The following is a 12,424-nucleotide window of genomic DNA, read 5'->3' as shown; positions in this document are numbered from 1 at the left end:
CGGGCAGCACTGCCGGCTTCAGGGCGTGTGGGTGAACTTCTGCATCTTCTTGACCAGCGTCGACTGGTTGATCCCCAGCGATGCCGCCGCAGCACGAGTGGTGCGATGCTTCTCCAGGGCTTGCTCGATCAAGCGCCGCTCCAGAGCTTCGGTATGTTCCTTCAGCGTGCGCTCCGGTGAACCATCCCCCGGGGCGGTTATCGCGCCGAGCATCATCGAGTCATCCCACCCGGAACTGGCATGCGCCGCAAGATACTCTGCCGGCAGGACATCGGATGTGATCACCTCGCTGGTGGTGGTCACCACGAGGCGCTCCACCAGATTGATCAACTCACGGATATTACCGGGCCATGCATGGCCGCCCAGTAGCTCGAGCACTTCAGGATCAAGGCGCCGGACCAGTGCATGACGCTGACAGAAATGGCGGAGGTAATGCTGCAGCAGCGGAATCACTTCGCTGCGCCGCTCACGCAATGGTGGCAGCGTGATGGGCACGACACTCAGGCGATAGTAGAGGTCTTCCCGGAAGCGCCCCTCCTTCACCCGAGCAGCCAGATCATGATGTGAGGCGGTCAGCAGACGGACATTGGTGCGCCGAAGCTCTGTCCCGCCAACAGGCATGAAACGCTGCTCCTCGACGACCTTCAACAACTTGGCCTGCAATGAAAGCGGCAGATCACCGATCTCATCCAGGAAGAGCGTGCCACCATTGGCGACGTCCAGAAGCCCCTGCTTGCCACGTGCGTTTGCACCGGTGAAGGCGCCAGGCGCATAGCCGAACAACTCGGCTTCCAGCAGCCCTTCCGGCAAGGCAGCACAGTTGAGCTCAAGGAATACCCCCTCAGCACGCGTGCTGTGCTCGTGAAGATAGCGGGCCAGCAGCGTCTTGCCCGTTCCCGTCTCGCCCTGAATCAACACCTTCACATCAGTGGCAGCCACGCGTTCCGCCAACGCGAAACAGTCGGCAGTAGCGTCACTGGTCACCAGCTCCAGCGACTGTTCATCCGTCCCGGAGCTGACGCTGTAGGTGTCATGCAGAGAGTGCAGTTGACGCAGCTGCTCCTGTGCATGCTTGGCGCGCAGCAGCTCGGTGATATCGCGCACGCTGGTGACCACATGGCTCAAGGTGCCGTCGTGGGCCAGCATCGGGAGACCGCTGACCAATATCTTGCGGCCATCGCGCAGACTCTGCACGAGGGTGACGGGCTTGCCGTCACGGATGACCTCCAATGACACCGACTTGGAGATATACCCCCGGCGCACCAGCTCCTGCATGTGATGCCCCAGCACGTCACTGCGCTTGAGCCCGGTAATACGCTCATAGGCCTGATTGATGGCGACGGTCACGCCACGCCCATCGGTGATATAGACACCGTCATGCAGGGCATCCAGCAATCGCTGGGTCGGCACCTGAGCCAGCAGATCAGACGCCGGATTCGCGCCAACCTCCGTGGCATTCTTCCCGGTTGAGCTGCCCCGCTGATTGGAGAGCGCGAGGCGTTCCTTGAGTTCCGCGGCGGACTCCACCTCCTGACGCGTCAAGACACCGATAACCTCACCATGTGTATCGATGACCTTGACGGCCTCCAGTGACTGGCGCTCCAGCAACGCCAGTGCTGCTTCAAGCCTGAGATCCTGCTCCACGTTCTGCATTGACGACTCCCCCGGCAGAACCCCCCGCGCGCTCAGGCGGCGGGGGGACATGGGGTCACGATACGTCAATGCGAGGACGTCGGGGAGTCTGTCGAAGCGGCACCTGTCGAGGACAGGCTTGCTGTCTTGCTGTCGGCCGGCGCGATATCTGACTTGCCGATATCGCGACTGAAGGTCTCATCGATCTCGCCGGAGAAGAAGCGCTTGCCGTAGATCAGCAGACACAGCGCAATGCCGATCCCGAAGGCCCAGGCAGCCCCCTTGATGACCAGTACGGCGGCGATCACCCCGGCAATGCCCAGGTCGCGCTGGCTACGCGCTTCCAGAATGCCCAAGCGCACGCTGACATAGCCCTGGATCAACAGCGTCAGTGCCAATGCTATCCCCAGAATGGGCTGGACCAGACTGACGATGGGCAGTAACAGCAGACCGGTGTTGGTGCCCCAGCGGAATGAGCCCGAGCCACCGAACAGCGAATGCATCGCCTGCTTGCCTTCCTTGTAGCGTTCGACCACCACCACCTGCATGGCAGCCCACAGCGGGCCACACATGGTGACGTCCGGGCCGAAGAGACTCATCAGTGTATTGCGCCCGCCGAAGATCATGTGTGCACGGTTGGCGTCGTAGTCGATCTTCTCGTCGGGGCGGGACTCATCAGCTTCCTCGACCAGTGCCTTGGACTGCAGAACATCGCCGAACAGCACGATATAGGCAGCCAGCACGGTCGGCAGCGCCGTCAGGAACATCGATAGCGGCGGCAAGCCGACACCGAAGACAGTGTACTGGCTGAACATGGTCACGAAATCAGGTTGGCTGAAGCCCCACTGCACATCAGGCCATGCGGCCTCGCCCACCAGCGGAGCGACGACGATCGCCAGCAGGATAATCGGGAAGATGCCCAGCTTGCCGAGATTGCTCCAGAACGGATTCGTGGTCTTCAGCTTGGCGAAATGACGCGAGAAGATGATGTAGAAAGCCAGACCTACTGCGATGCTGATGGTGATGGGATAGGTGTCGAAACGCCCGCCTTCCTTGAAGACCACGCTGATTGCGGCCAACCCCGCGCCCATGATGATGCCAGCCTTGATCGCCGAGGGGATCATGTTGACCACCTTGCTGGCCAGCCCCGTTCGCCCGAGCACGATGGCCAGTATCCCGAGCATCAGCTGGAAGGCAATCAAGGCATGCACCCGCGTCTCCCCCTCCGGGAAGGTCGCCACATAGGCCATCAACAGTGGAATGGCCGGCGTGATCCAGCCGGGAATGACCGGGTCGCCCAGCAGGTGGTGAACCAGATACAGCAGACCATTGAGCATCACGATGGCCAGTGCGGCCTCGAACGGCATGCCCAGGAGCTCCGTCATCAACGGGATGGCGGCGAGATCCACCGCGCACATCAACAGCCCTTGCAGGTAGTCGGGCAGCTCGAAACGGTAGTGCAGGAAGGGAAGACGAATCTTGAAGGGCCCCAGCGCGAAGTAGGGGCTTTCCTCACCGGGCTGGCGGGTTTTCCAGTGGCTCATGATGGCGTTCCTGTTGTTATCGTTATGCATCTTCACCTGTGGTGGAGATGGTGTTCAGAAAGGAGATTCAGCGCTTCAGTAGGCCGCGCGATAGATACTTTCGATATCGGCCTGGCTGAGCTGGCGTGGATTGTTGCGCAGCAGGCGTTCGACCTTGAAGGCATCTGCCGCAAGTGAGGGGATGTCCTCTTCGGGGATGTCGAAATGGCGCAGGCCGCTGGGGATGTCCACATCACGACATAGCTTATGTAGTCGCTCGACGACCAGTTCGGCAGTCGCTTCATCCTTGAGCTTGCGATGTGATGTATCGAGGGCCTCCGCAATATCTCGGAAGCGCTCGACACAAGCCAATGCATTCCAGCGCATCACGTGGGGCAACAGCAGCGCATTGGTCACGCCATGTGGCAGGTGGTAGCGCCCTCCCAACGGATAGGCCAGGGCGTGCACTGCCCCGACACCGGCATTACCGAACGCCATCCCGGCCAGCAGACTGCCAGTCGCCATGTCTTCACGCGCCTTGAGGTCGGCAGGATTGGCATAGGCCTTGGGCAAGGCCTTGATGATCAGGCGCATGGCCTTGATGGCCAGTGCATCGGTGATCGGCGTGGCGAAATTGGAAAGATAGGCTTCGATGGCGTGGACGAGCGCATCGACACCGCTGGCGGCAGTGACATGGCGTGGGCAGCTGACCGTCAGCTCCGGGGCAACGATGGCGACATCTGGCAGCAAGTAATCATTGACGATGCCTTTCTTCATCCTCGCTTCGGTATCAGACAGAATCCCGATGTTGGTCACCTCGGACCCGGTGCCTGATGTCGTCGGCATGGCGATAAGTGGCGCACCGCGGACACGCGCCTTGTTCTCGCCAAACAGACTCTCGAGATCACCATCATGGGTGGCATACACCGCCACGCATTTGGCGATATCCATCGCACTGCCACCGCCTACCGCGATCAGGCTATCGCAGCCCCCCTCGCGGTAGCTGCTCATGCAGTCCTCGACGATATGCACTTCAGGCTCGGCGCTGACATCACTGAAGATGCGATAGTCCGTCAGGTGTCCCCTGGTCTTGAGGTCATCCAATTGAGCCTTGATCGGCTCCAGTGTTCCGGACCCCAGTACACCTGGGTCAGTGACCAACATCGGCGAATGCATGCCCAGTCGCATGACCTCCTCAGCAAGACGAGTCGAGGCTTGTTGTCCGGTGATCAGACGATTGGCAGATTTGAAGCTGGCGATACTCATGGCGATATCCTTTGGTGTGTGACGAGATGAATCCGCTGACCGCGTCTCTTGTCACTGTGGATAGCAAGCGCCATGCCAGCACCGATCGCCTTACAACCTGCTGATATTACTAGTATTATTTTCAACCACCCTTCCAAGGTCGCTACACCAATGGTCTAGAGGTGATTCTATATCGCATCAAATAAGCGCCAATTGGATTCCCTATGGAATCAGAGACGATGCCTATCATGCTGTGCAGCCGGCGTGGATTGCCTATACCGAAAAGTATGCGAATGACCAGAAGCGCACCCCGCAGAAAGCAGAACAGAGCCCAGAGCAGAGCGCGAAGAGCGGTACGCAGAGCGACAGGTCACGCTCTGCAAGAGGCCGAGGGCGGGAGCCATCCCTCGGCGCCCGCCCATGCCGTCAAGGCGGCAGCAAGGCTAGGTCAGCCTCACAGGCTGGCCTTCACGGCGGCCAGGGCATCCTCGCCATCGCGCGTGGTCACGTCGGCGAGAAATTCCGCCAGCCGGTCCGGATTGGCGGCCAGCCAGTCGTGCGCCACCTCATCGAGGTCACGCTCCTTCAGGCTGTAATCGAGGATGAAGCCGCTCTGCTCTTCGGAGCTGAAGACCAGCTGATCGAGGAAGCGGGCGAGGTTGGGATTGGCTTCGGCGTAGGCGGTGCGCACGACGGTCTTGACGTCACTGGCGCCATTGTCGGGGCCGAACACCGACTCCGGATCCTTCAGGATATGGGTGTCGAATTCCGGCACCATCCAGTGCGGTGTCCAGCCGTAGAAGGCGATCCAGCGTTGTTCGCGCTGGGCGGCACGCACCTCGCTGAGCATGCCGGGCGTCGAGGACTCCATCGCATCCCAGTCGCCCAGGCCATAGACATCATTGTCGATGGCACCATTGAGCATGTCGCTGACGGTGGAGCCGCTTTCGATGGAGTAGACGGTCTCGTCGAATTGCTCGGCGTGGGCGGCAAGGTCCGCGGCGCTGTGGATGCCGGCCTCGTAGACATAGCCCGGCACCGCGAAGCCCATGCGGGCCCCAGTGACGTTGTTGCCGAGGTCGGTGATCGCACCGGCGGCCATGGCCGCGTCATAACTGTCTTTCTGAGCAGGCAGCCAGCCAGCGAGGAAGGCGTCGCTGTCGCCGGTGGTCAGGGTGTTGTAGCCGACGGTGGAGCTGACTTCCTGTCGCTCCACGTCGTAACCCAGCGGGGCGAGAATCTGGGCGACGATCTCGCTCTTGACGGTGACGCCGGGCCACGGCGGCACGATCAGCGTCAGCTCGTCATCCTTGTCCTGGGCCGAGGCTGCCAGGCTAGCCGTGCCGAGCAGCAGCGTCGCGAGGGCAAGCAGGCCACGGCGGGCGCCGTGCTTCGTCGTAGGTGTCAGGGGGTACGGGGTGGTGGTCATCGTGTCTTTCCTTGTCGGTTCCGGTCGCGCCGGGCCTTGTTGTTGTCGGGGCTGAAAGGCTTCGTATATGGCGGTCGTCGTGCGTGTCCGTCGCTCACGGCGCTGTCGTTGTCGGTGCTTGTGTCTTCTCCGCCCTGCTGCGTCGCTGAATTCGCCGCAAGCAATTGATTCGTTGTAACTTTACCCTCGGGCAGAGTACGCCTTCAGCGAGCACTGGCCTGCCTGGCCAGGCCCTTCTCAAGTTCTGGCTCCATTTCTGTCTCAAGTTCTGGCTCCGGCACCAGATCCGGCAAGCCGCCGAAGGGCGCGCGCGCCATCACCCGCTCCAGCATCGGGATGAAATGCTCGAGCGGCAGGGTGTCGTATTCGGGGTCGAAGCTGGTCTGGTCCCACTCGTCACAGAAGCGCACGGTGCGCTCATAGGCGGGATGCCCGGCATGTGCCTCGCGGGCGTGGCGGTCCTGACCGAAGAATTCGCGGTAGTGATAGCCCTGGAACAGCTCGTGATGACGAATCATCCAGGTGTTCAGCGGGTCGATGAACGGCTCCAGAATGCCTGCGGCGATCTCGGCATGATTGGCCGGTGCCAGGTCATCGCCGATGTCATGCAGCAGCGCGCAGACCACCATCTCCTCATCGGCGCCGGCGCGCAGCGCGCGGGTGGCGGTCTGCAGGCAGTGTTCGTAGCGATCGACCGGATAGCCGTGGTGATCGCCCTTGAGGCGCCCCAGATGCTCAAGCACACGCCGGCAGGCATCAGACTGATATTCCCGGAAGCGCGCATCGATCAGCGCCCACTCGGCATGCGTGCTTTCCTCGAAACTGCGGAAGCGGGCCTGCTCGCTCATGCGCTGGCCTCCTCATTGGCGAACTGACCGGCGAGCTGATCGGCAAGCAGCAGACGGCGGCTGGCGGTGGAGTCGCGGTCTACATAGCCCTGGCGCATATGACGGATGCCGCCCTCCAGCTGGAAGGCGCTGCGGCCATGGAACAGCCGGTAGTTGTCCATGATCAGCATCTGGCCCGGTGCCAGCTTGAGGTGCAGCGTGAAGTCGTCACCGGAGATCAGGCGATAGAACGCCTGACGGGCAGCGTAGTAGCGACGCAGGGTCGCGCCGGGCAGCGCCGGCACCCGCTCGGTGCGGTTGGAGAAACGTACCCGGGCGACCTGACCACGGCTGTCCAGCTCGATCAGCGGCCCTTCGCTTTCCAGGCGTGTGGTGGCGTCGTGATAACGGAAGCCGGGGCTGACGTCTGTCAGGCAGGCGAAGGCCTCGGGGTCTTCACGGCGCAGGTGCTCTGCCGCGCTGAAGCCATCCACCAGCATGCTGTCGCCGCCCTGGGCCGCGTTGCGCAGGCAGTGCAGCCAGATGTAGCCCGGAATCGGGTCGCGGTAGGGATTGTCGGTATGCGGCTCCAGCCCGCGCTGGGTCATGGTGAGGTCATAGGCATTGGCGACGGATTTCACGTCGGCGATACCGCCCCAGTTGGTGCGCCGCAGCGGCCCGATACGGTGGATCAGCCCCTGCATGCCGTCCTCCGTGTCCGGCACGCCGCTGACCCGCACGAAGCCGAAGCGCTGCAACTGCTCGAGCATGTCCAGCAAGGCCGCGTCCTCCTCCAGCGCCGCCGCGAAGTCGGCCTCGGGCAGCTGGGCGAGACTCCCCTGCCAGAAGGTCATGCCCTGATAGGCCTCACACGGCTGACACTCCGCCAGCAGGGCCGCCAACGAGAAGCTCGCCGCATGGCCATCACTGAAGGCCAGCGACAGCGTATCGCCATCCAGTTGTGCCTGAGTCAGGCTCAGGTCCAGCGGCAGGTCCGCCGCCTCGATCAGGCGCTGGCCGGTGAGGGAGTCGAGCGTCGTTTCATCGGGACTCCGCTCACGCAGCCAGAGCGCCTCGAGGGTAAGGTCGCCCTCGGCGTGGCTCAGATGCAGTTGTTGTCCATGGTCTTTCAGGCTGACGGAATGCAGGCTGCTGGGCACTCGATGATCTCCACGACTGAGGGAGCGGCACTGTTGTCTTACTGGACAGGTACCTGCTCGCGGATGCTGGTGCGACGCTGAGTCTCCTTCTACCTTAATCACTTCAGCCAGAGCGGATTGATATAATTGGACGTATATTTGATCAAATTGGCCATATGTCAGACCAGCAGACGACAACAAGCGGCCGTGGCAATGCCACGGCCGCTTGTGTTGTCAAACGTCTGTCAGGAGATCAGGCGCTCAGGTGCAGTACCTGACCATTGAGGGAGCGCCCGGCGCCACCGGCCAGAAAGCGCGCGCATTCCGCCACGGCGTCCGGTCGGCTGCCCTCGGGGCACAGCAGATTGGCGCGCACCTTGTCCGGCGCGCGGGATGCCAGCCGCTGGATCAACTCACTCAGCGCCGCCTGTGCCATGGCAGTGCCGTGATGCTCCTGCGAAGATAGCTGCGAGGACAGCGACGAGGACGGCTGCGAAGGCAGCGGTGGCGCCACGGCCAGCAGGCGTCCGCCGTGGCGCAACATGCGCGCACAGGCCGCCTTGAGCAAGGCACCGGGGCCGGCGACCTGCGCGACCAGGCAGGCTTCCAGCGACTGCCCGGCCATGGCCTGAGGTGGCATGCAGACCAGCACGTCGAGGCGACCTAGACGCGCCACCAGTGTCTCGAAGCAGCCCTCGCCGACCACCTGGCCGAAGCGGTCCGACTGCTCGCCGCCCAGTGCATCCAGCACGCGTTCGAGGTCCGCCGGCGCGGTGCCCATCAGGGCGATGATGGCGCCATCTTCCAGGAAGGTGCGCGCCATGGCCTCCAGCCACTCCCCCTGCCCCGCAATCAATACCCTGCGTCGTGGCAGCATCTCATTCTCCCTGATAGAACCCTCGCCGGGTCACCCCTGCGAACCTCACGCCGTATAGCGCTGCTCAGCTCTCTGCTCAGCTCTCTGCTTACCCAGACATCACCTCCCTGTGATGTCCCAAGTGGCGTGGGTCAGGGCATCAGACCCGGCAGCCACAGCACCAGCGCCGGGAACAGCATGCACAGGATCAGACCCGCCAGCTGCAGGCCGACGAAGGGCAGAATCGAGCGATAGATGGTGCCGATGGACACCTGCCCGGCGGTGATGCCCTTGAGATAGAACAACGCATAGCCGAAGGGTGGCGTCAGGAAACTCGTCTGCAGGTTGATGGCGACCAGAATCGCGAACCACACCAGCAGCCCCTGGCCGGAAAGCCCGAGCCCGAAGTCCAGCGCCTCGACCACCGGCGCCACCAGCGGCAGCACCACGAAGCTGATCTCGATCCACTCGAGGAAGAAGCCGAGCACGAAGATCAGCCCCATCAGCAGCAACAGCAGGCCGTAGGGGCCAAGGCCGGTGCCGGTGATGACATCCTCGATCAGGTAGTCACCGCCGAGGCGCTTGAAGACCACCGAGAAGCAGGTCGCGCCGATGACGACGAACAGGATCATCGCGCTGGTCCGCGAGGTATCGCGCAGTGTGTTGCGCAGGGTGGAGAAGGACAGTCCGCCCATCACCAGCGCCAGCAGCAGACTGCCACCCGCGCCGATGGCCGCGGCCTCGGTGGGCGTGGCGATGCCGGTCATGATCGACCCCAGCACCGCGACGATCAGCACCATCGGGCCGAGCAGGTCACGCAGCAGTGCCAGCGGCAGCGGCGTCTTGTCGGTGCCGAGCAGCGACTGGTCCGGCAGCGGTGCCCAGTCCGGGCGCAGCTTGGCGGTGATCAGCAGATAGGCGACGTAGAGCGCGCCGAGCATCAGCCCCGGAATCAGCGCCGCCTTGAACAGCGCCCCCACCGAGATCTGCAGGATGGAGCCCATCAACACCAGCATGATCGAGGGCGGAATCAGGATGCCCAGGGTGCCGGAGGCCGCGATGACCCCACAGGCCATCTCGGCCTTGTAGCCCTGCCCCAGCATCACCGGCAGCGCCAGCAGCCCCAGCATGACCACCGAGGCACCGATGATGCCGGTACTGGCGGCCATCACTACGCCCAGCAGCGCCACCGAGACGGCCAGACCGCCATGCACGCGACCGAACAGCCGCTGCAGTGTCATCAGCAGATTGCGCGCCACGCCGGAGCTTTCCAGCATCAGCCCCATGAACACGAACAGCGGAATCGCGATCAGCAGCCAGTTCTCGATCACGCCACCGAAGATGCGCGAGCCGACGGTGCCGAGAAACGGCAGCGGGATGTCGCCGATGAAGGCGAACAGGATGCCCAGCCCGCCGAGCAGAAAGGCCACCGGGTAGCCGGAGAAGATACCGATCAGAAGTGCCACCACCATGGTGATGGGCAAGGCGTATTCAGCGAGCATTGTCATGGCTCCCGTCTGCATGATTCTGGGGTGCCGTGGCGTCGGTGGTCGCTTGCGCAGCATTCTGCTGATCCGCAAGCCCGGCCAGACTGGCAATCTCGTGGTCCTTCAGGCGCTCGGGGGTGCGCGCCGGGTCGAACAGGCAGGCCAGATTCTCGAAGATCTGCCCCAGCGCGCCGAGGGCGAGGAACACCAGCCCCGTCGGCAGCATCGCCTTGATCAGGTAACGGTCCACCAGACCGCCATAGTTGGACTTCTCGCCGGACATGTAGGACATGGTGACGAAGTGCTTGGACAGCCAGGCGATCAGCAGGCAGAAGGGAATCAACATGATGATGTGGCCGAGGATATCGACCACGGCGCGTCCGCGCGGCGAGAGGCGCTGATAGAACAGGTCGACCCGCACATGCGTATCGCTGTGCAGGGCGTAGGTGCCACCGAAGAGCGTCAGCAGACCGAACAGGTGCCACTGCAACTCGGTGACGGAATTGATGGTGATCGCGGTGCCGAACAGCAGCACGTCGGGCGACCCCCAGTTGGCGATTTCATTGATGCCCAGGGCGTTGAGCGTGACGGTGGTGAGCACGGCCAGGATGATCGCCAGACCCAACCAGCTGGTCAGGCGACCCACCCACAGCCCCAGGCCGACCAGCGGTCGACCCAGGGCGTCACACACCGCCCCGCCCTGTGCCCGCCAGGGCGCAAGGCGGGGGTCGGTCATTGGGCGCTACCCTCGTCAGCGTTGTCTGCCTGCTTCATGGCCATCGGCTGCGGCATGGCCTGCAGCTCGTACCATTCGTCGATCAGTGCGGCGTGCTTCATCAGCGAATCGTAGGCCTTGGCGAAGTCAGGATTGGTCTGCTTCTCTTCGGCCAGCACTTCACCCCAGGCTTCCTGCAGCGCGGTCATCACCGGCTCCGGGAAGCGCTTGACCTCGACGCCCTTCTCTTCGAGCTCATGGATCGCACGTACCTGAGCCGGCGGCGCTTCGGCCATCGCCCACTGCAGGGTCGCGCGGCAGGCAGTCTGGAACTGCGCCTTGCGCTCATCGCTGTAGCTGTCCCACACCTGCTGGTTGATCAGCAGCGAGAACCAGCTGGCGCTCTGGTGCCAACCCGGGAAGTAGTAGTACTTGGCGACTTCATTGAAGCCCATCGCCTGATCGACCTGCGGCACCGAGAACTCGGTGGCATCGACACGGCCACGCTCCAGCGCGAGGTAGATCTCGCTGCCCGGCACCAGCTGGGTCGAGGCGCCCAGCTTGTTGAGCACCTTGGCGCCGAGGCCAGAGATGCGCATCGACAGGCCCTTGAAGTCCTCCGGCGAGTTGATTTCCTTGTTGTACCAGCCGCCGGTTTCCTGCGGCGAGATGAAGCACGGCAGCACCTTCACGCCGTAGGGGTCGTAGGCGGCCTGCACAAGCTCGGTACCCTCACCGGCCCACATCCAGGACATGAAGGCTTCCGGGCTCGGGCCGAACGGCAATGCGCCGTAGAGGTTGGTGATCGGCACCGTGCCGGCCCAGTAGCCCATCCAGTCCCAACCAGCCTGCACCGCACCGGAGGAGACGGAGTTGAAGACTTCGAAGGCCGGTACCAGGTCCCCCGGCTCGTGCACGCGCAGGCCGACTTCGCCGCCGGTCGCGCTCTTGAGTTCCTCTGACAGGCGCACGGCACCGGCACCGAGGAAGTTCTTGGTCGAGAAGGTACTGGCGACGTCGAGCTGTTTCGGCCCTTCCGCCTGGGCTGGCGCGGCGGCCATCAAGGTGGTGGTGGCCACGGCCGCCGCAATGGCAGCTCCGAGGCGCAGGCGGCGGGTCGGCGTCGATTGATACGGCGTGGCGTGTTGCGACATGGTGCGGCTCCCTGATTTGTTGTTGTGCTCGCTGGTCGTACGGCTTGTGGCTTGCTGGACATGAGCCACGTTGCAAGATGACGCTTACGTCAACTTACCCGATGACAACGCAAGCGGCTGACCACGCCACAACAACGTCAATGATTTCAGAGAGCTACGAGGGGGAGGCCCGCGCGAACCGACTCACCGCGCCCTGCGCGGCAATATCGGCTCACGACAGCGTCCGGAAAGCCGGACACTCAGGCCGCCAGGGCTGCGACCAAGGTCGCGCGCTGTCATGAATTCTGTCTACGACTCCAGTCGAATATGCCGATAGAGGAATGCAGACCCCATGCGGGTATGCACGCCGTGGGCTGGCGAGAAACGCAAAGCGTCCGGAATTCCGGTCACTGACCGAGATTCCGGACGCTTTGGCCA

The 12,424-nt window shown here is 63.1% G+C and carries 10 protein-coding genes; all 10 read right to left on the bottom strand.

All coding sequences use genetic code 11. The annotated features are described in order from the left end of the window. Positions 1-18: 18 nt before the first annotated feature. Positions 19-1,653, bottom strand: coding sequence for a sigma-54 interaction domain-containing protein (locus AC4FAH_RS09995; RefSeq protein ID WP_286988369.1), 1,635 nt, complete (start codon positions 1,651-1,653; stop codon positions 19-21). A gap of 65 nt (positions 1,654-1,718) precedes the next feature. Then, positions 1,719-3,176 carry a hypothetical protein gene (locus AC4FAH_RS09990; protein ID WP_166019638.1) on the bottom strand — a complete coding sequence of 486 codons (1,458 nt, stop codon included), beginning with the start codon at positions 3,174-3,176 and terminating at the stop codon, positions 1,719-1,721. Between the two features lie 75 nt (positions 3,177-3,251). After that, entirely contained in the window at positions 3,252-4,421 is a 1,170-nt protein-coding gene (locus AC4FAH_RS09985) for an iron-containing alcohol dehydrogenase (protein ID WP_286988368.1), read from the bottom strand. 433 nt (positions 4,422-4,854) lie between these two features. Beyond that, positions 4,855-5,829, bottom strand: coding sequence for an ABC transporter substrate-binding protein (locus AC4FAH_RS09980; protein ID WP_286988367.1), 975 nt, complete (start codon positions 5,827-5,829; stop codon positions 4,855-4,857). A 203-nt stretch (positions 5,830-6,032) separates the two neighbouring features. Continuing rightward, positions 6,033-6,677 (bottom strand): HD domain-containing protein, encoded by a 645-nt coding sequence (locus AC4FAH_RS09975; RefSeq protein WP_286988366.1) that lies wholly within the window; start codon positions 6,675-6,677, stop codon positions 6,033-6,035. Then, positions 6,674-7,816, bottom strand: a complete 1,143-nt coding sequence (tmpA, locus tag AC4FAH_RS09970) for a 2-trimethylaminoethylphosphonate dioxygenase (protein ID WP_483222539.1) — start codon at positions 7,814-7,816, stop codon at positions 6,674-6,676. Before tmpA ends, AC4FAH_RS09975 begins: the two co-directional genes overlap by 4 nt. A gap of 232 nt (positions 7,817-8,048) precedes the next feature. Then, on the bottom strand, positions 8,049-8,672 hold the full coding sequence (locus AC4FAH_RS09965; protein ID WP_286988365.1) for a Rossmann-fold NAD(P)-binding domain-containing protein: 624 nt from the start codon (positions 8,670-8,672) through the stop codon (positions 8,049-8,051). 131 nt (positions 8,673-8,803) lie between these two features. Next, on the bottom strand, positions 8,804-10,153 hold the full coding sequence (locus AC4FAH_RS09960) for a TRAP transporter large permease (RefSeq protein ID WP_054555227.1): 1,350 nt from the start codon (positions 10,151-10,153) through the stop codon (positions 8,804-8,806). Beyond that, complete coding sequence (locus tag AC4FAH_RS09955) at positions 10,143-10,874, bottom strand: TRAP transporter small permease subunit (RefSeq protein WP_082388172.1); 732 nt, start codon at positions 10,872-10,874, stop codon at positions 10,143-10,145. The genes AC4FAH_RS09960 and AC4FAH_RS09955 overlap by 11 nt, the downstream gene beginning before the upstream one ends. After that, the gene (locus AC4FAH_RS09950) at positions 10,871-12,007 is read right to left on the bottom strand and encodes a TRAP transporter substrate-binding protein (RefSeq protein ID WP_225996532.1); all 1,137 of its coding nucleotides are present in this window, start codon (positions 12,005-12,007) and stop codon (positions 10,871-10,873) included. Before AC4FAH_RS09950 ends, AC4FAH_RS09955 begins: the two co-directional genes overlap by 4 nt. Between the last annotated feature and the right edge of the window lie 417 nt (positions 12,008-12,424).

It is taken from the genome of Cobetia sp. (assembly GCF_983723665.1).
This window is presented reverse-complemented; position numbering and strand designations above follow the sequence as displayed.